Source organism: Stenotrophomonas sp. SMYL89 (genome assembly GCF_036319985.1).
Classification (GTDB): Bacteria; Pseudomonadota; Gammaproteobacteria; order Xanthomonadales; family Xanthomonadaceae; genus Stenotrophomonas; species Stenotrophomonas maltophilia_Q.
In genome coordinates, this window is record NZ_JAWIRW010000025.1 from 1 (window position 1) to 21109 (window position 21109).

Below are 21109 nucleotides of genomic sequence, written 5' to 3' on the forward strand. Positions count from 1 at the left end.
CACCGACAGATCGCCGGAAACTGTCGAAGGCGGGGGGGGGGGGGGGGGGGGGGGGGGGGGGGGGGGGGGGGGGGGGGGGGGGGGGCGGCGCCGGGGGGGGGGGGGGGGGGGGGGGGGGCGGGCCGCCCCCCCCCCCCCCCCCCCCCCACCCCGCCATCCCTCAGGAAACCAGCTGTTGCTGTTGCTGTTGCTGTTGCTGTTGCTGTTGCTGTTGCTGTTGCCGTTGCTGTTGCTTTTGCTTCGGCCATAGCTGTTGCTTCGGCGGGTGCAGGGCGCAGCCCTGCCAAACCCCTACCCCCTGGCCATTGCCTGCCACCACTGCGACAGCAGCTCCGGCCTGCGCAGGCGCTCGCGCCACCAGCGCAACGCGGCGCCGTCCTCGCCAGTGCGCCAGGCCAGCCAGAAGGTTTCTTCCGGCTTGTGCTCCTCCACCTCACGGATCACCAGCTGGCCGCGCGCGACCGCGGCGCGCGCGCACGGCTCGGGCAGGAAACCGAAGCCCACGCCTTCGCACTGCAGTTTCAGCTTGCTGGCCATGTCGGGCACCGTCAGCATCTCCTGCCCCATCAACAGGCCCACCGTGCGCGGCAGCAGCCGTCGCGCCGAATCGGAGACGGCGATCGCGCAGTGCTCGACCAGCTGCTCGCGACCCAGCACACCCGGCACTGCAGCCAACGGATGATCGGGCGCGACCGCGAACACGAACTCCACCGTGCCCAGCGGCTCGACCACGTAACCACCCCCACTGGGGCCCTCGCCCGGTGCACCGACCAGCAGGTCGGCCCGGCGGTCCAGCAGGGCCTCCCAGGTGCCGGACAGCGCCTCGCCGATCAGCCGCAACCGGGTCGGTGCCTCGGCCTCACGAAACGCGGCGATGTCCGGGCCGAGCAGCCAGGTCGGAAACACCGAGTCCACCGCCAGGGTCAGCTCGGTCTCCCAGCCCGACGCCACCCGGCGCACCCGCAGTTCCAGCTCGCGTGCGGCGCGCAGCAGATGCCGCCCTTCATCCAGCAGCGCGCGGCCGGCCTCGGTCGGCTCGGCGCGCGGGCCGACCCGGTCGAACAGCTGAACGCCCAGGTCCTCCTCCAGCTTGGCCACGGTGTAGGAGATGGTCGAGGGCACCTTGTGCAGGGCCTTGCCGGCGCCGGCAAACGAGCCGCGGCGGTCGATGGCGTCCAGGATCTGCAGGGCATCGAGGCTGAGCTTGAGCATTCGAATTTTTCGATGATGGCTGTCAAAACTATCCGTTTTTCAAACCCTGGGCGCAAGCGGATACTTCTCTCCAACGGGGAAACACAGCGGCTACCGACCCACCCCGCCCCATCGAAACCATCGAACAAGGAGATTCCATCATGCTGCAGATCCGCAAGAGCGCTACCCGTGGCCTGGCCGAGCATGGCTGGCTGTCCTCGCGCCATACCTTCTCCTTTGCCAACTACTACGACCCCCGCTACGTCAGCTTCGGCCCGCTGCGGGTGATCAACGAAGACAAGGTGATCGGCGGACAGGGCTTCGGCACCCACGGCCACAGCAACATGGAGATCATCTCCTACGTGCTGGGCGGTGCGCTGGAACACAAGGACTCGATGGGCACCGGTTCGGTGCTGCGCTACGGCGACGTGCAGCGCATGAGCGCCGGCAGCGGCGTCACCCACAGCGAGTTCAACCACTCGGCCGACGAGACCGTTCACTTCCTGCAGATCTGGATCTTCCCGGATGCGGAGAACATCGCGCCGTCCTACGAGGAGACCCACTTCACGCCGGACAGCAAGCGCGGCCAGCTGCGCCTGATCGCTTCGCCGGACGGTGCCGACGGTTCGCTGCGCATCCACCAGGATGCCCGCATCTTCGCCACCATTCTCGATGGCGGCCAGAAGCTGCACCACGCTCTCGGCAACGGTCGTGGCGCGTACGTGCAGGTGGCGCGTGGCCAGCTGCAGGTGAACGGCATCACCCTGGAAGCCGGTGATGCGCTGCAGGTCAGCGACGAAGCGCAGCTGACCCTGGAGAACGGCAACGACGCCGAAGTGCTGGTGTTCGACCTGCCGCTGTAACGACAGCGCCCGCGATGCCATCACGCATCGCGGGCGTCTTTGTAGAGCCGAGCCCATGCTCGGCTGCGGTTGGCAGCCAGCCGAGCGTGGGCTCGGCTCTACAGGACCGGTGTCAGAACCTGTAATTCAAGCTCAACCGCACATTGCGCGGCTCGCCCCAGGTATAGGTGCTGTACCAGCTGAAGATCGTGTAATACCGCTTGTCCAGCAGGTTGTTGACGTTGAGCGTGGCCGACAGGCGATCGTTGAATTCATAGCGCGCCATCGCATCGAGCAGCCAGTACGGCTGGGTGCGATGCACGACCTGCGCACCGGTGGCCGGGTTGCTGATCTCGCCGAACGTGGAATCCTGCCAGCGCGCGCCACCGCCCAGCGTCAGGCCCTTCCAGTCGCCACGCAGGCGATAGCTGGTGTGCAGGCTGAACTGGTTTTCCGGCTCCAGCGTGGTGACCTTGGCACCGGCCTGGCGGGCGATCTTGTGCGAGAAGCCACCCTGCACCTGCCAGCCCTCGGCCAGCTGGCCCGACATCTCAAGCTCGTAGCCCTTGGTACGCACGCCCATCAGGGCGCGATAGGCATCCTGCCCGTCCGGTGTCTTGCCGCCGGTGGGCTGGGCGAAGTTGTCCTGGTCGAGCTGGAACAGCGCCGCACTGGCGTTGAAGCGCCCATCGAGGAACTCGGCCTTCAGGCCCACCTCATGGCTGCGGCCTTCCAGCGGATCCAGCGCCTTGCCCTGCTCGTCGCGTTCGCTGTGCGGCTTGAAGATGGTGCTGTAACTGGCATACACCGAGTAGTGCTCGCCAAGGTCATAGACCACACCGGCATATGGCACGAACACGCCGGTCTCGTGCGTGCCCGGCGAGCGGTAGCTGGCCAGGCGGCTACCCACGATCACCTTCAGTGGATCGGCCACGTCGAAACGACCGACCACATAGACGCCATTCTCGCGCGTCACTTCATTGTTGTCGTAGCTGCGCTGCCATTGCGGCTCCGCAATGTCGCCCTGCCATGCGCGGTAATCGGACACCTCGGTCGGATAGCCGGGCTGCGGCGCGTAACCGGTATTGGTCCAGCGCTTGCGCGAGGCGCTGCCACCGACCACCAGCTCATGCTCGCGGCCGAACAGGCCGAAATGACCGCTCAGGTAGAAGTCGGCCGCGTTGCTGACAGTCTTGCCAACGTACTTGCCCAGCCACAACGACACGCCTTCGCCGGTGACCGGATCGGGATTGCCACCGGCCGCACCCGCCAGCGCCGCGTCATAGCCGTTGACCTGGTGGTTGAGCTGCAGCTTGGCCACCCAGTCGTTGGCGAAGGTGTGCTCGAGCGTGGCAAAGCCGGTGCGAACATACTGGCGCCAGCCACTCCAGCGGGTGCCGTTGTTGAACGAACGCGGCATGTCATTGAAGTTGCCGGCACTGTCCAGCAGCGGAATGCCGCCCCAGGTCGAACCCTTCGGGTCGCTGTCCATCGCATCGCCACCCACGGTCAGCAGCGTGCGCTCGCCCAGATCGGCTTCCAGCACCGCGTAGCCGACCTTGCTGGTGCGCTGGTAGTAATCGAGATTGGAATGCTTGTCCTGCCAGGCGCCCACTGCACGACCGCGCACGCGTCCATCGGCGGTCAACGGGCCGCCGACATCGATCTCGGCACGGTAGTCATCCCAGCGCCCCACACCCAGCGTCGCGCTGCCGGCGAAGTCCTTGCCCGGCTTCTTGCGCACCAGGTTGATGGTCGCGCCGGGATCTCCCATGCCGGTCAACAGACCGGTGGCGCCCTTGAGCACCTCGATGCGGTCATAGATGGCGGTATCACTGAGCGTGTTGCCCGCCGAGTAGGCCGAGTCACGCGACATCGGGATGCCGTCGTACTGGAAGTTCTGCACGGCGAAGCCACGTGCGTAGTACTCGGTGCGCTCGCTGTCGTAGGTGACGATGCTGATGCCAGGGGTCACCCGCATCACGTCATCGATGCCGTGCAGGCCGAAGTCATCCATCTCGGCACGGGTGATCACGCTGATGGTCTGCGGAGTCTGCCGCGGCGTCAGCACCAGGCGGGTGGCGGTGGCGATGGTGCCCGGCGTATAGGCGCCGCTGCCTTCGGTGATGGTGCCCAGCTGGTTGGCCGTGACCTGCACCGTCTGCAGGGTCTGCGAGGCGGGTGCCTGGCGATCCTTGTCCGGTTCGGTCGCGGACTGCGCGGCAGCCATTGCGCTGCTGCCCAACAATGCAATCAGAAGGCTCTGCGCGAGCACCTGCGGCAGCAGGCGGCGACGCGGCAATGAGGACGGAAGACGGACAACGGGCACGTACAGCACGACAGGACCTCCACGATCGGGTGGGATCCTCTGGCGGCGGCTGGAGGCAGGATGGGAACGCGGCCGGACAGCCGCAGGCGCAGGAGTGTACTCCCCTGCGCCCCGGCTGTCGTGCAGCGTGCCGTCGTGCTGTGCTGCTGGGGCTCAACCGCCGATGGCGGCGCAGGCCTCCAGGATCAACGCGGTGACCTCCCTGGGCTTCGATGCCAGCGAGGCATGGCTGGCATCCAGCTCCAGCAGGCGCTTGGGCTGCATCCGTCCGGCCATGGCCTTCTGGTTTTCCGGTGCGATCATGCGGTCATGGCGCGAGAGCTGGTACCAGCTTGGCTTGTGCTTCCATGCAGGGTCGCTCACCGTATCGCCGAAGGTGCTGGCCAGCGGCGCCTTCTGGGTCACCGCCATCACCCGGCCTTCGTCGTCGCTCAGGTCCTGGCAGAAGCTCTCATGGAACTTGTCGGCACGCAGCCACAGGTAGCCGTCGCTGTCCGGGGCGAGGTTCGGCGCCGCTTCCGGAAGATGCTGCTGGGTGATGCCGCCGGGGCTCTCGCCTGCATCGGGAGCAAAGGCGGCGATGTAGACCAGGCCCTTCACATTGGCCTCGTTGCCGGCCTCGCTGATAACTGCGCCGCCGTAGGAGTGGCCGACCAGCAGCACCGGTCCATCGATCTGACGGATCATTTCCCGGGTGCGCCCTGCGTCGTCAGCCAACGATGTGAGTGGCAGTTCCACCGCCTGCACGCGGTCGTGGCCATTGCGATGCAGTTCCAGGATCACCTTGGCCCAATGTGCGGCCCCGCCCCAGAATCCATGGACGAGGAGGATGGTCGGTGTCGTGCTCATGAACAGGTCTCCGGCAGCGGCCGGCGGGATGCCAACCGTGCAGCCACTGTCCGTGCATGGCGTTAATCACTGGTGACGCAATCGGGTCACTGCAATCGTATGCGTCGTCCGATGTCATGCATGGCACTTGCCGAACCCGACTGGAACCGTTTTCATGGCGATTCCCTGGAGCTTCGCGCCGCGCATGACGCCTTCATCCCCACGTGCCCAGCAGCACGCCACCCGTGCTGCCTTCTTCATTCCCGGATTCGCCACCGCTGCATGGGCACCGATGGTGCCTTACGCCAAAGCCAAGGCCGGGCTGTCCGATGCCAGCCTCGGTGCCGTGCTGCTGTGCCTCGGCCTCGGCTCGCTGCTGGCGATGCCGCTGGCGGGCGCATTGACGGGGCGGCTGGGCTGCCGCCGGGTAATGGTGATCACCTGCGCGATGATGCTGTGCGCCCTGCCCCTGCTGGTACTGGCACCGACGCCACTGGCACTGGGGGCGGCACTGTTCGTGTTCGGTGCAGGCGTCGGCGCCTTGGACTGCGCGATGAACATGCAGGCAGTGGCCGTCGAACGCGACGCCGGGCGGCCGATGATGTCGGGCTTCCATGCCTTCTACAGCATCGGCGGCTTCGTCGGCGCCGGCTGCATGACCGGCCTGCTGGTGCTTGGAACACCGTTGTGGATGGCCGCGCTGGCTTCGGTGACGGCACTGCTGCTGGTGGCGGCGCTCTCGGCGCCGCACTGGCGCCCGCAACGGATCCTGCATGAGGGGCCGTTGCTGGCGTTGCCGCATGGCGTGGTGCTGTTCATCGGCGTGCTGGCCTTCGTGGTGTTCCTCGGCGAAGGCTCGATGCTGGACTGGAGCGCGGTGTTCCTGGCCGAAGTGCGACAGGTGCCGCGCGACCAGGCCGGGGCTGGCTTTGCGGTGTTCACCCTGGCAATGACCGCGATGCGTTTGTTCGGCGATGGCATCGTCGAGCGCCTCGGCCGTACCCGCACGATCGTCATCGGCGGCATCACCGCAGCGGCCGGTTTCAGCCTGGCCACGCTGGTGCCGTCGTTCCCGGTGGCACTGGCCGGCTACGTGCTGGTCGGGCTGGGCTGCGCCAACATCGTGCCGGCGCTGTTCTCGATGGCCGGCCAGCAACGGGTGATGCCGGAGAGCATCGCCATCACCGCGGTCACCACGCTGGGGTACGCCGGCATCCTCGCCGGCCCGGCAGCCATTGGTGCGCTGGCTCACGCCACCAGCCTCGGCTTCGCCTTCCTGTGCGTGGCCGCCCTGCTGCTCGGCGTAGCCGCCTCCGCCCGCGCACTGGCACAACGCCTGCCCTGACACAAAAAGGGGACGGAGGGAATTAAGTCGTTTCCAACGCAGGTGTGCGGGAAACGACTTAATTCCCTCCGTCCCCTTTTCATCCGTCCCCTTTTCAGGTGTGGGTGAGCCACTCGGCCTGGGCTGGCAGCTGCGGGGCCGGACAGGCGCTCTTCGGGTGGTGCTCGTCGCGCGCCATCCAGTCGTCGACCACGCCGGCCAGCAGGTCCAGCCGCAGCGGCAGGGTGATGTGGTCCTCGCCGCGCATCTCGATGTAGTGCGCGCGCGGGTTGGCCAGGGCCAACTCGCGGCCCTGGCTGACCGGAATGTGCTGGTCGCCCTGCCCGTGCAGCAACAGCACGCAGGCGCGGGTATCGGCCAGCGCGCGGGCCACGTCCACACGGTCCAGATCGACGTCGATGCGGCGGCTGGCGGCGGCGATCACCTGGTTGATGTCCTGGCCGCCATAGCGCCAGCGCGCGTAGGAGGCCACCGCCTGCGCCTTCAGGCCTTCCGGCTGCAGCCCCATCAGGTGCGGAATCATCGTGCGGATGGCCACGCCGGCGTTGGCGAACGATTCCATCGCCACCACGCCTTCCACCTGGTCCCCCAGCTTGTCGGCGGTGAACACCGCCGTGGCCGCGCCATACGACACGCCGAACAGATACAGCGGGCCGGTCACTTCGCCGCGTGCACGCAGTTCGCTGATCACATCGACCACATCGTCCGATTCGTAGGTGCCATAGCCGGACGGCCCCGCACCGGACTGGCCATGATTGCGCAGGTCGAGCGTGACCACGCGGTAGCCGGATTCGGCCAGCTGCAGCGACCACGGCAACATCGAATCACCGTTCATCATCCAGCCGTGCAGCAGCACCACCGTGCCGCGCGGCGCCTGCGCACGGAACGGCTGCGGTACCGCAAGGCTCAGCCCGGTGTCCAGCGGCAGGCCGTTCTCGTGGCGCTGCGGCAGGTAGCGGTAGCGCGCGCCGTAATCACCCGGGTCGAACACGCGCCAGAAGATCGGCACGCCATCGCGACCCGGTGCGAAGCCATGGCGGTTGGGCAGTTCGGCAATGGCCGCGGCGATGCGCGGGCGATCGAGCAGGGTCGACACGCCACCCGGCGCGATCAGCCGATCGGCGAGCGAGGTGGACGACGCGTTGATCGAGGAAGAGCATGCAGCCAGCCACAGGCCGGCGCACGCCAGCAACAACAGCAGCAGGCGCTTCATGGGCAATCGAGGAAAAGGTGCGACAGCGTGGCAGGTTAGCGACGCGGGCGCGGGCCATCTATCGCGCATGGATGACGGCTTGATGACAACGCAGGAACGATTCAGCTTGGTGTACAAGCTGTATCCGTTCAGTCATTGATCCGGATCAATGAACGCGCGCGAGGGAATCTCCACAGTGCCACCATGCGCACCTCGCTCAAGCTCGCCATTGCCTTGGCCGCCTCGCTGGCCGCCGCCTACGGCATCGCCCGCACCACGCCCTACTGGTTTGCGCCGCGGCAGACGGCGCAGGTCGATATCCACGACCCGACGCTGATCGCGCAGGGCCAGTACCTGTCGCGCGCCGCCGATTGCGCGGCCTGCCATACCGCACCGGGCGGCAAGCCGTTCGCCGGTGGCCTCGGCATGCAGACGCCGATGGGCACGATCTACTCGACCAACATCACGCCCGATCCGCAGACCGGCATCGGTGCCTACGATTACGCCGACTTCGAACGCGCGGTGCGCCGTGGCATCCGCCACGATGGCCAGCCGTTGTATCCAGCCATGCCGTACGCCTCGTATGTGATCGCCAGCGATGCCGAGGTCAAGGCGCTGTACGCCTACTTCATGGGCTCGGTGCAGCCGGTGAAACAGGACAACGCCGACAGCACCATCCCTTGGCCGGCCAACATGCGCTGGCCATTGGCCTGGTGGCAGCTGCTGTTCGCGCGCCCACGCAGCTTCAGCCCGGATCCGAAGCTGGATGCCGGCCAGCAGCGCGGCGCTGAACTGGTTGAAGGCCTGGCCCATTGCGGTGCCTGCCATACGCCACGCGGCCTGGCCTTCCAGGAAAAGGCCATGGCCGACGATGGCAGCCGCCAGTTCCTGTCCGGCTCGGTGCTGGAAGGCTGGTATGCGAAGAACCTGCGCAATGAATCGACCGGCCTGGCCAGCTGGAACGAAGGCGAGATCGTCGACTTCCTGCGCACCGGCCGCACCGATCGTTCGGCGGCTTTCGGCGGCATGGCCGATGTGGTGGAGCACAGCACGCAGTACCTGTCCGACGCTGACCTGCTGGCGATGGCACGCTACCTCAAGCAGCTGCCCGCCCGCGAAGGGCGTAGCGCGCAGTGGTCGCCCGGCACCGATACGACCACCGCCGCACTGCGCAGCGGCGACTACCGCGTGGCCGGTTCGCTCGCCTACGCCGAGCACTGCCAGGCCTGCCATCGCGCCGACGGCCGCGGCATGCCGCGCGTCTATCCAGCCCTGGCCGGCAACTCGATCGTGTTCGCTGACGATCCCAGTTCGCTGGTGCAGGTGACCCTGATCGGCGGCCGCACGCCGCATACGCCGCATGACCGCATGGCCTTCACCATGCCCGGCTTCGAGCAGCTGCCGAACGCGCAGCTGGCACAGATCCTGACCTTCATCCGCAGCAGCTGGGGCAACCAGGCCGGCGCGGTGAGCGAGGTCGACGTGGCGCGGATGCGCCGGGTGGTGCGCGACAAGCCGGTGCACTACGTTCCGCAGGAGGCCGCACGATGAAGCGTTCGCGCAGACGTTCCCGCCTGCTGATCGGCAGCGCGATCACCCTGGTGCTGCTGGCCGCTGCTGGCACCCTTGCCTATCGCCACCTGTACCCGGACCTGGATGCCGCCGTGGCCAGCACGATCGATATCCTCGACGCGCAGGGCAAGGTGGTCGGCCACTACCACGCGCCCAGCGCCGAAGAGATCGCCGGGCTGGGCAATGCCGAATCGGTGATGCTCGGTCGCCGCCTCCTCAACGAAACCGCGCGGCTGCTGCCGGACAACGTCGGCAACGATCTGAACTGCAATTCGTGCCACATGGCCGAAGGCAAGCGACCGTTCGGCAACCACTACTTCAACACCGGCGGTGGTGCCTATCCGCGTTACATGCCTCGCCCGGGCAAGGTGATCGGGCTGGCCGAGCGCATCAATGGCTGCCTGCAGCGTTCGATGAACGGCAAGCCGCTGCCGAAGGACGCGCCGCAGATGCGCGCGATGCTCGACTACATGGCGTGGCTGAGCAGTCCTGTACCAGACGGTGCAAAGGTCGCCGCGCCAAGCGAAGGACCGATCGACAGCACGCTGACCCCGGACCCGAACCGTGGCCAGGCGCTGTACGCCGTGCAGTGCGCGGCGTGTCATGGCGACAACGGCGAAGGCCGGCGCGACGCCAGCGGTGACACCGCCTTCCCGCCGCTGTGGGGCGACCACAGCTTCAACATCGGCGCCGGCATGGCGCGCCTCTACAAGGCCGCCGGTTTCGTCAAGCACAACATGCCACCGGCAGTGACCCGCGAGCCCCCGCTCGGGCAGCAGGTGATGCCCGACCAGGATGCGGTGGACATCGCCAGCTACTTCATCAACCAGCCGCGTCCGGACTTCGCCAACAAGGCCAAGGACTGGCCGCGCGACCCGAAACCCAAGGACGCGCGGTACTGAGCACGCCGCGGGTCAGCGCTTGACCAGCTCGACCCGGCGGTTGCGCGCCTTGCCGTCCTCGCTGCCGTTGTCGGCCAACGGTTTGTCGGCGCCGAATCCGGCTGCCTGCAGGCGGTCGGGCGCGATGCCCTGGGCGGTGAGCGCGGCCACCACCGACGTCGCACGGTCCTGCGACAGGGTGCGGTTGTGTGCTGCGGCACCGCTGTTGTCGGTGTGGCCTTCAATCGAGAGCTTCAACGAAGGATCGCCACGCAGAAGGTCCAGCACCTGCGCCAGCTGCGGTTCGGAGGTTGGCAGGATCTGTGCCTTGTCAGTGGCAAAGTTGACCTGGATCGCCACCCGGCCATCACTGTCGAGCTTCTTCTTCAGCGCATCGGCCGGCAGCAGCGCCGCTGTCTGGGCGAATCCCTTGCGCTCGGCAACCACCCAGCCGGCACTGAGGTATTCCAGCCGCGCGTGCACCCACACCTGGCGGCCGTCGGCCAGGTCCACGCGGTAGACCACGCTGTCGTAGTTGTTCCAGTTGTAGCTTGCGGATTCGCTGTAGGCCGACTGCACCTGCTTCGAAACGCCCTCGGCGGCCTCGAGCGGAATACGGCCCTCGAACACCTTGGTGCCCTTTGCCTGCTCCATCATCGCTTCGAGGTTGCGGCGTACTTCATGCATCGAGTACTCACGCTCGCCCTTGTCGAAGTCGGCAGCGAAGATGCGGCCCTCGACCTGCTCGAAATGATCGCCGGTCCAGAACGGGAAGGCATCGAAGTCACGCTGTTTGGCCTTGTTGCGGTCGCGATAGCCGGCGGGCAGCGACAGGTGCGGGAAGGTCTCCAGCCACTGTGCGGTGGCCTTGAATGGCACTTCATCCACCACCACCAGGCCGGCGCCGTTGCTGTCCACTTCCAGCTGCACCCAGACGTTGCGGTTAGCCTGGCGCAGTACGTAGACCGTGGTCGGCGCATCCTGTTCACCGTTCACCGCATCGATGAATCCGCCACCGATCTCGCCTTCCAGCTGCGGGCCGTAGTAGATGTCGCGCAGCAGCGTGCCTTCGAATACCTTGCGGCCACCGGCGGCGGTGATCACGCCATCGAAATTGCGCTGCACTTCAAGTGCAGAGAACGTTTTGTCGGGAGCGCCCTGGGAGTCTGCAACGATGCGTGCCGACCAGCTCGGCCCCTCCACCCAGTGCACGCCGTCGCCCATGCGGAACGGGAAGCGTGCCCAGGCGCGTGGGTGCGGGGCGTTCTGTGGCGCGTAGCCCTGCGGCAGGCTGAAGAACGGCAGCTCGCCCAGCACGGCGTCACTCAATGGCACGCTGGCGATATCGAACGGCACCTGCGGTACTGGTTTGCCATCGCGATCGGTCAGGCCCGCGCCCTCGGCAGGTGCCGAAGATCCCGCTGGCGTGACGGCCGGCACCGCGGTCTCGCCCGCCGTCGGTGGCGCCGCCCGCGCCACCTGTTCGTCTGGCGGCGTGCGGTTGCACCCCGCCAGCAGCACCAGGGCCGCACCCCTCAGCCAGATCTTCGATCGCATCTGCATCGCCACCACCTCAGGTCCATTGAAGCGCCGAGCATACCCGAAGGTCGTGACCGGCCCCACAGTGCCATCGTAGTTGCGCGGCCACGTCATGCCGATGTCATTGGCGCTGCCGACACTCCGGGGCTTCCCTCTGCTGAAGGTCCGGTTTCGATGCGAACGATTGCGCGCTTTCCCCGTGTTTCGCTGCTTGCCCTGCTGATCGCCCCTGCACTGGACGCCCTGGCCGAAGCACCGCAGGGCGACGCGGCCGAGGCGCGCAGCACGGATGCCCGTACCCTGGACCAGGTGCAGGTGATCGGCCAGGCCACCAGCTACGCCAAGACCTCGGTACGCGCGGAAACGCTGAACCGGCAGACGGTGATGAGCAGCGTCAACGATGCGCTCAACGAAGTACCCGGCGTGGTGGTCAGCGAGGCCGATGCCACCGGCTCGTCGGTGTGGGGCACGCAGATCAGCATGCGTGGCTTCGTCACCAACCGCGATACGCAGCAGATCGGCACCACCATCGACGGCCTGCCCAACGGCGGTTCGGGCTACGGCGGCGGCTCGCTGGCCAACCGCTACATCGACACCCTCGACCTGGAGACGGTGGAAGTCAGCCAGGGCACCGCCGACATCTCCTCACGCTCGAACGAGGCGCTGGGCGGCACGCTCAACTTCCTCACCAGCGACCCGCTGCAGGACAGCCGCCTGCGCTTCGTGGTCGGCGCCGGTGACAACGATGCGCGCAAGTACTACGTGCGCTACGACACCGGCCTGCTCGGCGGCCACAGCCGCGCCTGGGTCAGCGCCTCCTCGTCGAAGGTGCACGACTGGATCGACGGCACCGGGCACGCCAGCAACGACCACATCGCCGGCAAGTTCATCACCGAACTGGACCGTTGGACGCTGACCGGCTACCTGTCCTACAACGATGCCGACGAACCGGAGTACACCAGCGTTTCGCCGAAGGGCTTCGCCACCAACCCGGAGCGCGACAACCTGGTCGGCACCCTCACCGGCATCCCGTACCTGGACCAGAACTACCGCTCCGGTTCGCGTGCGCTGCGCGAGAACACCTTCGGCTACCTGCGCGCGGCGTTCGATGGCGGCAATGGATTCAAGGCCTCGATGGCCGCCTACGGGCACCGGATGCAGGGCCGTGGCGACTGGCTGCCACCTTACCTGGCACAGGTCAGCGATGACGGTGCCGGCCGCCCCGAATCGGAGTACATCGGTGGAAAGACCGTGTACGGCGGCAGCAACCGTGGCCAGATCTTCTTCGTCAATCCCGACGGCAGCGCCGCACAGCGCCTGGCCAGCTGCACCCCACGGCTGGGCTTCAGCGCCGAATATGATCCGAACTGCTACGCCGGCAACGTGCTGGGCGCGCAGTCGTATCGCCATACCCACTACGACAACGACCGCATGGGCGTGACCGCCGACGTCGAGTGGCGACAGACCTTCGGCGCGGTCGACAACACGATCCGTGGCGGCCTGTGGGTGGAGAAGCTGGACCGTTCGGCGCGCCGCGACTGGCATCGCCTTCTCAATGTCGGCCAGAGCATCGACTTCGACCACCAGCCGTACTGGGTGCAGTTCGAAGACAAGTACAAGGTTGACGAGCAGATGTACTACATCGAGGACGTGGCCCGCTTCGGTCCGTTCAGCGCGCGCCTGGGCGTGAAGCAGTTCTTCGTCGACCAGTCGCGCCGACGCGTGATCGGTGCCAGCGAGCACGTCACCTCCGATTCCAAGTCCGATCCGCTGCTCTCCACCGGCTTCACCTGGGCGCCGGGCGTGGAAGGCATGGAGCTGTTCGCCGGCTTCTCGCAGAACTTCGCCGCGATTCCGTCCGGCGTGCTTGGCGAGACCGACCCGCAGCGCTTCCGCAACGTCGAGCCCGAAACCGCCGACAACATCGAAGTAGGCATGCGCATCAGCCGCTGGCCGCTGACCGCCTCGGTCACGCTGTACAACATCAAGTTCGACAACCGCATCGTCTACCTGCCAGCAGGCTTCGTCAGCGGCATCGACTACCTGGGCGAGACCGACGGCGTCTATGAGAACTTCGGTGGCGTGGAAAGCAACGGCCTGGAAGCGGCGTTCGGCTATGGTTGGGACAATGGCTGGCGGATCAACGCGGCCTACACCTACAACCGCTCCAAATACCTGGGCAGTGGCAATGCCGCCCGCGATACCCAGCTGGGCATCGTCGACGGCGCCAAGGTGATCGGCCAGCCGGAGAACACCCTGGTGCTGTCGGCCGACTGGCAGGGCGCCAACTGGAACGTCGGCCTCTCCGGCCGCTACCTGGGCACGCGCTACCTCGATGCCGCCAACGTCAACAAGCTGCCGTCGGCCACGGTGTTCAACGCCAACATCGGCTTCGACCTGCAGGGCCTGTCGCCGCGCCTGAAGGGCATGGGTGCCAACCTGGTGGTGAGCAACCTCACCGATAAGCGGTATCTTGCAGGGGTGGACGGCCGCGACAACGCCTTCATCGGCGCTCCGCGCACCGTCGGCATCTCCTTCCGCGTGGACCTGTGAGTGAGCCCGTGACCGATATCGGCCGACGCCGGTTGTTGCAGGCCGGCGTTGCCGCCGGCCTTTCTCCGCTGCTGCCCAGCATCGCCCGGGCCGCAGCGATCGCCCCTGCCGCGCAGACGCGCAGCCTGGAAGACCTGCAGCACATCGTGGTGTTCATGCAGGAGAACCGTTCGTTCGACCACTACTTCGGCACGCTGCCAGGCGTACGTGGCTTCGGTGATCGGTTCGTCGCCCCGGCCGCCGCGCTGCAAGCAGGTGGCCGCACCCGCAGCCTGTGGCTGCAGCCCGATGCCAGCGGCGAGCGAGCGATCGCGCCGTTCCCGCTGGATACCGCCGCGCACTTCGGCTACATGCGCGTGGAAGGCACGCCGCATACCTGGCCCGATGCGCAGCGCGCCTGGGACCACGGCCGCATGGGGCAATGGCCGAAGGCCAAGCAGAACCACTCGATGGGCTACTTCCAGCGCAGCGACCTGCCGTTCCAGTTCGCGCTGGCCGATGCCTTCACGATCTGCGATGCGTACCACTGCGCCATGCAGGCCGGCACCAACCCGAACCGGGTGTTCCTGTGGACCGGCCACAACGATGCAGAGGCCCGTGCCGGTGGCCCGGTGATCGCCAACTCGCATGACAACTTCCCCGAACACGGCGGGCATCCGGCGTCGTACCGCTGGACCAGCTATGTCGAGCGCCTGCAGAACGCCGGCGTGTCCTGGCAGATCTACCAGGACATGGCCGACAACTTCACCGACAACCCGCTGGCCGGCTTCGAGGCGTTCCGTCGTGCCTACAGCGCGGCACCCGGGCATGATCCGCAGCTGCGCGCACGCGCTGTCAGCACCCGTGGCCTGCCACAGCTGCGCCAGGACGTACTCGACGGGCGCCTGCCGCAGGTCAGCTTCATCATCGCCGATGCCGCCGGCAGCGAACATCCCGGTCCGTCCAGCCCGGCCCAGGGCGCGGCTTATACGGCGCGCGTGCTGGATGCGCTGACCGCCGATCCGGAAGTGTGGAGCCGCACCGCCCTGCTGCTGATGTTCGACGAGAACGACGGATTCTTCGACCACATGCCGCCACCGGCCCCTCCCTCACCGGTGAACGGTGGATGGGCAGGTGCCTCGTCGGTCAGTACCGAGGGCGAGTATCACCGTCATCCCGCACCGGGCGACGAGAAGTACGATGCCGCCGAACTGCGGGGGCGCCCGTATGGTCTCGGTCCGCGTGTGCCGCTGTACGTGATTTCGCCGTGGAGCCGCGGCGGCTGGGTCGATTCGCAGGTGTACGACCACACCTCGGTCATACGCCTGATCGAACGTCGCTTCGGCGTGGCCGCACCGGACATCTCGCCTTGGCGCCGTGCGGTCTGCGGGGATCTGAGCAACGCGTTCGACTTCGCCCAGCGTGATACCCGTCCGTTCGTGCGCGGCCTGCCCGATGTCAGCGCGGTGGCGGCACGTGCGGCGGCCCTGCCGCGGCGTACCGTGCCGGCGCTGCCCGAGGGACTGAAACCGGCGAAACAGGAAAGCGGTGTACGACCGGCGCGTGCCCTGCCCTACCGGCCGCAGGCATCGATCGCTGCGGTCGACGCTGCGGGCGTGGAGCTGACGTTGTCCTGCGAAGGCGCAGCGGCTGTGCTGCATGTCTACGACCGGCTCCGGCTGGATGCGGTGCCACGCCGCTACACGCTGCTGCCCGGTACGCCGCTGCGCGAGCGCTGGCCGCTGGACGCCCAGGGCCGCTATGACCTGTGGTTGCTCGGCCCGAACGGCTTCCACCGCCACTTCAAGGGCAGCGCCAAGGCATCCGCGGTCCAGGCCACGGTCGAGCGTGCGGATGGTCAGCTGCGGCTGCGCCTGCGCAACCTGGGTGACAGCACGCAGCAGGTGCGCGTGCAGGCAGGTGCCTATGCCGGGCACATGCCCGAGCAGGCGCTGGCGGTGCCGGCGCATGCCGAGACCACGGTGGCCTGGGAAGCAGCGTCCACCGCAGGCTGGTACGACCTTCAGCTCAGCGCGGGTGAAAGCGTGCTGCGCCTGGCCGGCCGCGCAGAGGATGGACGCCCCGGCACCAGCGACCCGGCGATGGGCAGCGAGCCATTGCGGTTCGAGCACGATTGAAGGATCTCTGTAGAGCCGAGCCCATGCTCGGCTGCTTTTCCGGTCAGTTGTCGAAGAGCCGCCCAGCCTGGGCTCGGCTCTGCAGGCGAGACCGGGAGGATGAGGGCGCCTGCAGCCCCGGCCGGCCGTGCTCCACCGCATAGCGCTTCCAGCTCTGCACCGCGCCATTCGGCTGCATCACGGTATCCAGCGTCTTCATGTCGCCAATCCACGCATCGCGGGTGACATCGCACAGCACGTAGCCACGCTTGTCGGTGGTCGTCTTCAGATAGGGGCTGTGCGCAAGCTGGTTCCTGGCATACGCATCCACACCCTGGCCATCGGCGCCGGAAGTAATCGATGTGGCCAGGAACTCGCTGGAGATCACCCCTGAGTCACGGTGGTCCTGCACCAGATCGCTGGCATAGTGGCGATGCGCGTCGCCACAGGCGGTCACCACGTTGCCGAAGCCGACCTTCTGGATGTGATCGAGCAGGCGCCGGCGGCTGTCCAGATAGCCCGACCATTGATCGTCGGACGACTGCACGATGCCATCATTCTCGCGCATGTAGTTGCCCAGTGCCACCTGATGGGCGATGGTGTGCCAGCGCGGTGCGACATCGGCCAGACCATCGAACAGCCAGCGCTCCTGCTTCGCGCCCACAATGCTGCGTTCCGGCGATTCCACGTCCTCACGCAGCGCCATGTTCGCCTGCTTGCTCCGGTACTGGCGGGTGTCGAGCAGGTGCAGATCCATCAGTGTGCCGTAGCGTGCGCGCCGGTACATCTGCATGTGGCCATCGCGCGGGAATGCCGAACGGCGCAGTGGCATGTTCTCGTAGTAGGCCTGGAACGCCTGTGCCCGGCGCAGCAGGAACACTTCGCTGGGCGTGTCATCCTGGTCTTCGGCACCGGCCCAGTTGTTGTCCACCTCATGGTCATCGAAGGTGACGAACCACGGTGCCGACGCATGCGCGGCCTGCAGGTCGGCATCGCTCTTGTACTGGGCGTAGCGGCGACGGTAATCGTCCAGCGTGTAGGTCTGCGGCCCGACATGATTACGCAGGTTGGTGAACGGCTGGCCGTTCATCTTCCGCAGGCCCGGTTGGCTTTCGCCTTCGTAGATGTAATCACCGTAGTGGAAGACGAAATCCAGCGGTTCCTCGGCGATGCGCCGCCACGCGGTGTAGTGGCCCTCTTCGTAGTGCTGGCAGCCAGCCACCGCAAAACGCACACGATCCACTGCGGCCGTGGCTGCGGGCAGCGTGCGGGTACAACCGATCGCACTGGCGTGGCCGCCTACGGTGAAGCGGTACCAGTAGGGTCGTCCGGGCGCCAATCCGCCCAGCTCCACGTGCACGGCGTGGCCGAGTTCGGGATGCGCCATTGCCGAACCCTGGCGCACCACCTTGCGCATGCCATCGTCTGCCGCCAGTTGCCACTCGACCACCATCGGCCGGGTCGGCATGCCACCGCCGAACACCAGCGGTTCGGTCGCCAGGCGCGTCCACAGCACCATGCCATCGGCCGAGGGATCACCCGAGGCCACGCCCAGGGTGAAGGGTGTACTGGCAAAGCGCGGCTTGGCCAGCAGGTTGCGCGGGTTCAGCGCGGTGGCATCGGCCTGCGCGGCCAGCGCGTGTGCCGTGCCCATCCAGGCACCGGCAGCGGACAGGCCGGCCAGGGCCAGGAATCGCCTGCGATTGATCGTCTCCACGGCTGTGCCCTCAGTTGTAGATGATGTGGAAGTAGAAGAAGCGGCCGTAGTCGTCGATCTCGGTTCGGAAGCGTCCGTTCGGACCGGTGCTGTAGGTCGGCTGGGTGTTGAACAGGTTCTTGGCCTCGTACTTCAGTGTCACGTGCTTGCTGACCTTGTGGCTGAAGGCCATGTTGAAGGTCATGTATGGGTCGTAGTACGAATCCAGCCATTGGGTGTCACCGAAGTCGACCAGCATCCGGCTGCGGTAGGTGCCGGACAGGCGCAGCTGCGCGCTCTTCCATGGCATGCGCCAGATCACCGAGCCATTGAGCGACCAGTCCGGCTGGTACAGCAGCCGGTCCAAGCGGCGCTCGGTGCCATCGCTGATGCGGTAGTTGGTCTGGCCTTCCAGACGGGTTGCATTGAAGTACATGTCGAAGCGCTGGCGGCCCCACTGCAGGTTGCGGTTGGCCACCGCGAACTCGACGCCACGCAGCTTCGACTCGTCGGTGTTCATCGGCTGGGTGACCCGGTAGCGGGTATCCCCCACGTTCTCGAACGTGGTCAAGGTGTAGATATCGTCCTTGATCACCTTGTCGAACAGCGCCACCGAGACCAGGCCATTGTTGCCGTTGAAGTACAGGTCCCACGCCAGGTCGATGTTGGTGGAACGGCGCGGCTGCAGGTTGGCGTTGCCCTGCTTGATGCTGCAGAAGCCCCTGCCCTCCTCGTCATCGCCACAGCTGGTGCTGGTGGCCTGCGCGATGTTGCTCGGCGTCGGCCGGCCCAGCGTGCGACTGGCGGAGAATCGCAAGCGCTGGTCCTCGCTCAGCTTGAACGTCGCATTCAACGAAGGCAGCAGGTTGTTGTAGCCACCGCTCGTATTGCGGAAGGCGGAGGTATAGGTAGTGCCGCCATCATCGCTGAACGGGCTGTAGGCATCGAAGCGGGTGTGGTCATAGCGCAGGCCGCCGATCAGCAGCAGCCGATCCCAGGCGTAGTGCGCGGATACATAGGCATTGGTGATGTCCTCCACGTACCTGTAGTCGCTGGTGAAGTTGGCATTCGGATACGCCGCATTGTTGTTGCCCAGCTTGGGCAGCAGTTCCTCGTTCCACTTGCGGTTGTCGATCAGCGGGAAGCCCGGCACGCTTCCCAGCAGCGTCGAACCCGGATACAGGTAATCGTTGAGCGTGGCACTGCTCTTGAAGTAGTCGAAGTCGATGTCCTGCCAGATCTTCAGATGGCGGTATTCGGCGCCGGTGGCCAGGCCGAAGCCACGGGCATCGGCGTCGATGTTGTAGCTGAAATCGGCGCGCAGGTTGTCGATGCTCTCCTTGGCATCGCGCGGGGAGACATAGGCCTGCGCGGGATTGAGCTTGAACGCCGAGCTGGTCAGCAGGCTGGAATCGGAAACCGCCACCGCGTTCGGGAACCCGTGGCTGTCGTTCTCGTAGTCGACGAACAGATTGCTTGGGTAGGCGCGCACACCCCAGTAGACCTGGCTGTTGTGGAAGGTCTCTTCGGTATGGCCGCCACGCAGGGTCAGCCGTGAACGGTCGCCCATGTCCCAGTTGAAACTGGCGATGGCACCACGGTTGCTGCGGTCCCAGCGGTCGTGACGGTTCTTGATGTAGATGCTGTTGATCTGGGTGGTGCCGCTGTCCTCGGTCTGGTTGCGGATCGGAAACCTGGCATTGCCGTACAGATCGGTCTTGTTCATCGTCGAGTTCTCGTAGAACCGGTACGAGTACAGCAGCAGCGATGCGTAGAACGGGTCATCCGACGGCTTCCACTCAAGCTTGGCGGAGCCACCGAAGTTGGTGATGAAGTTGGTATAGGTGCCGGTGCTGAAGTTGCCAGGCGCACGCAGCCCGTTCCAGCCCTTGGCCTCGTCCGGACCGGTGGTACCGTCGGTGAGGTATCTGCCAGCGTCGTTGTAGTAGTAGTTCGACTCCACCCAGCGCTTGACGCTGTTGCGTGAACGCTGCTCGTAGCGTGCCACCGCAACGATGCCGAACTCCTGGTCGGCGCCGAACTGATTGGAGAACACCATCTTGGCGCTCTTGCCGAAGTGACCCATCGCCTCGTGGTTGCCACCAGCGCTGCGCTCGACGTTGGTCTCAGCGGTGGAATAGATGCCCGCCACATCGGCAAACACGTACTTGCCGGATCGGTCGAAAGCACTGCGGCTGATGATGTCGATCACGCCGCCGATCGCATCCGGTGCCTGCTCCGCACTGAAGCTCTTGTAGATGTCCGTACGGGTACCGATGTCGCTGGGAATCAGCTGCAGGTTGTTCATCCGCTCGCCGGAGCCACTGCCTCCCACGCTGGCAATCGCGATGCCATCGATGGTGGTGTAGTTGAGGTTGGCCTGTACGCCGCGCACGGTCACGTAACGTGGCTCGCCGGCATCCTCCACCGCACTCAGGCCTGGAGCGGCCATCAGGCTCTCGGCCAGGGTCTCGTCGCCGTAGCTGTCCATCTCGTCGTAGACCACCGAATCCTTGATCACCGGCGACGACTTCTTCTGGTCGATCACCTCGTGCGCGGCAATCACCTTGACGGTGTCCAGGGTCGGCGCCACCACCGCCTCTGCCTCGCGCGGCTTCGGCGCGGCCGGCTTCGGCGCGTTGCTTACGGGTGCCGGATCGATTGCGATGACATTGCCATCGACCACGGTGTAACCCAGGCCGGTACCGGCCAGCAGTGCATCCAGCGCCTGCTTGACGGTGGCACCGCGCGGCACCGCACCGGCCATGCGGGCATCACCGCCGGCCGAGTACAGGAACTGCACCCCGGAACTGCGCGACAACTGCTCCAGTGCGCGTGCCAACGGCTGCGCCGCGATCGGCGCCGAAACACGGGCCTCAAGGCCATCGGCAGTGGCCGCGACCGCCAGCGGTACGCTGCAGGGAGACAGGGCGAGGATGATCGACAGGTAGAGCGTGTTGCGCATCACGGGTCCTTGGAAGAGAGAAGGCAGCAGGCGCCGCTGCGTGGCTCGGCAGCGGCTTCTCCCAAGTAAGAGCCCGCATC

At 66.4% G+C, this 21109-nt stretch carries 12 protein-coding genes and 1 pseudogene; 6 read left to right on the forward strand and 7 right to left on the reverse strand.

Annotated elements, in window-relative coordinates; translation table 11 throughout:
- Positions 1-291: 291 nt before the first annotated feature.
- The gene (locus V3B41_RS19050) at positions 292-1212 is read right to left on the reverse strand and encodes a LysR family transcriptional regulator (RefSeq protein WP_100443621.1); all 921 of its coding nucleotides are present in this window, start codon (positions 1210-1212) and stop codon (positions 292-294) included.
- A gap of 140 nt (positions 1213-1352) precedes the next feature.
- On the opposite strand from V3B41_RS19050, the gene V3B41_RS19055 reads away from it, so the two are divergent.
- Positions 1353-2054, forward strand: coding sequence for a pirin family protein (locus tag V3B41_RS19055; protein WP_049428172.1), 702 nt, complete (start codon positions 1353-1355; stop codon positions 2052-2054).
- A gap of 112 nt (positions 2055-2166) precedes the next feature.
- Here the strand turns inward: V3B41_RS19055 and V3B41_RS19060 are convergent, their stop codons facing one another.
- Both V3B41_RS19060 and V3B41_RS19065 read right to left on the reverse strand, forming a co-directional pair.
- Positions 2167-4371: a TonB-dependent siderophore receptor gene (locus tag V3B41_RS19060; RefSeq protein ID WP_080354986.1), complete on the reverse strand. Its 2205-nt coding sequence runs from the start codon at positions 4369-4371 to the stop codon at positions 2167-2169.
- 144 nt (positions 4372-4515) lie between these two features.
- Entirely contained in the window at positions 4516-5211 is a 696-nt protein-coding gene (locus V3B41_RS19065) for an alpha/beta hydrolase (protein WP_049428171.1), read from the reverse strand.
- 184 nt (positions 5212-5395) lie between these two features.
- Here V3B41_RS19065 and V3B41_RS19070 point away from each other — a divergent pair, with 184 nt between their 5' ends.
- Positions 5396-6535 carry an MFS transporter gene (locus V3B41_RS19070; RefSeq protein WP_049428188.1) on the forward strand — a complete coding sequence of 380 codons (1140 nt, stop codon included), beginning with the start codon at positions 5396-5398 and terminating at the stop codon, positions 6533-6535.
- A gap of 94 nt (positions 6536-6629) precedes the next feature.
- On the opposite strand, the gene V3B41_RS19075 is transcribed toward V3B41_RS19070, so the two are convergent.
- Positions 6630-7748, reverse strand: coding sequence for an alpha/beta fold hydrolase (locus V3B41_RS19075; RefSeq protein WP_049428170.1), 1119 nt, complete (start codon positions 7746-7748; stop codon positions 6630-6632).
- A gap of 183 nt (positions 7749-7931) precedes the next feature.
- Here V3B41_RS19075 and V3B41_RS19080 point away from each other — a divergent pair, with 183 nt between their 5' ends.
- A complete protein-coding gene (locus V3B41_RS19080; RefSeq protein ID WP_049428167.1) occupies positions 7932-9278 on the forward strand; it encodes a cytochrome c in 1347 nt (448 codons plus the stop codon).
- Positions 9275-10201 (forward strand): c-type cytochrome, encoded by a 927-nt coding sequence (locus tag V3B41_RS19085; RefSeq protein WP_049428164.1) that lies wholly within the window; start codon positions 9275-9277, stop codon positions 10199-10201. The genes V3B41_RS19080 and V3B41_RS19085 overlap by 4 nt, the downstream gene beginning before the upstream one ends.
- A 12-nt stretch (positions 10202-10213) precedes the next feature.
- Here V3B41_RS19085 and V3B41_RS19090 read toward each other — a convergent pair whose 3' ends face one another.
- Positions 10214-11833 (reverse strand): OmpA family protein, encoded by a 1620-nt coding sequence (locus tag V3B41_RS19090; RefSeq protein ID WP_238378627.1) that lies wholly within the window; start codon positions 11831-11833, stop codon positions 10214-10216.
- A gap of 60 nt (positions 11834-11893) precedes the next feature.
- Here V3B41_RS19090 and V3B41_RS19095 point away from each other — a divergent pair, with 60 nt between their 5' ends.
- Positions 11894-14272: a TonB-dependent receptor gene (locus V3B41_RS19095; protein ID WP_049428162.1), complete on the forward strand. Its 2379-nt coding sequence runs from the start codon at positions 11894-11896 to the stop codon at positions 14270-14272.
- Positions 14273-14280: 8 nt separating this feature from the next.
- Complete coding sequence (locus V3B41_RS19100; protein WP_049428159.1) at positions 14281-16389, forward strand: phospholipase C, phosphocholine-specific; 2109 nt, start codon at positions 14281-14283, stop codon at positions 16387-16389.
- Positions 16390-16498: 109 nt separating this feature from the next.
- Here the strand turns inward: V3B41_RS19100 and V3B41_RS19105 are convergent.
- Together V3B41_RS19105 and V3B41_RS19110 are read right to left on the reverse strand one after the other, a co-directional pair.
- A pseudogene (locus tag V3B41_RS19105) lies at positions 16499-18085 on the reverse strand (alkaline phosphatase D family protein); the annotation flags it as partial.
- A gap of 10 nt (positions 18086-18095) precedes the next feature.
- On the reverse strand, positions 18096-21029 hold the full coding sequence (locus V3B41_RS19110) for a TonB-dependent receptor (RefSeq protein ID WP_049428153.1): 2934 nt from the start codon (positions 21027-21029) through the stop codon (positions 18096-18098).
- Positions 21030-21109 lie beyond the last annotated feature (80 nt).

Excerpts from the sequence above, each read along its gene's own strand:
- V3B41_RS19050 (WP_100443621.1), bottom strand. The coding sequence starts at position 1,212 with ATGCTCAAGCTCAGCCTCGATGCCCTGCAGATCCTGGACGCCATCGAC.
- V3B41_RS19055 (WP_049428172.1), top strand. The coding sequence starts at position 1,353 with ATGCTGCAGATCCGCAAGAGCGCTACCCGTGGCCTGGCCGAGCATGGC.
- V3B41_RS19065 (WP_049428171.1), bottom strand. The coding sequence starts at position 5,211 with ATGAGCACGACACCGACCATCCTCCTCGTCCATGGATTCTGGGGCGGG.
- V3B41_RS19070 (WP_049428188.1), top strand. The coding sequence starts at position 5,396 with ATGACGCCTTCATCCCCACGTGCCCAGCAGCACGCCACCCGTGCTGCC.
- V3B41_RS19075 (WP_049428170.1), bottom strand. The coding sequence starts at position 7,748 with ATGAAGCGCCTGCTGCTGTTGTTGCTGGCGTGCGCCGGCCTGTGGCTG.
- V3B41_RS19080 (WP_049428167.1), top strand. The coding sequence starts at position 7,932 with ATGCGCACCTCGCTCAAGCTCGCCATTGCCTTGGCCGCCTCGCTGGCC.
- V3B41_RS19085 (WP_049428164.1), top strand. The coding sequence starts at position 9,275 with ATGAAGCGTTCGCGCAGACGTTCCCGCCTGCTGATCGGCAGCGCGATC.
- V3B41_RS19090 (WP_238378627.1), bottom strand. The coding sequence starts at position 11,833 with ATGACGTGGCCGCGCAACTACGATGGCACTGTGGGGCCGGTCACGACC.
- V3B41_RS19095 (WP_049428162.1), top strand. The coding sequence starts at position 11,894 with ATGCGAACGATTGCGCGCTTTCCCCGTGTTTCGCTGCTTGCCCTGCTG.
- V3B41_RS19110 (WP_049428153.1), bottom strand. The coding sequence starts at position 21,029 with ATGCGCAACACGCTCTACCTGTCGATCATCCTCGCCCTGTCTCCCTGC.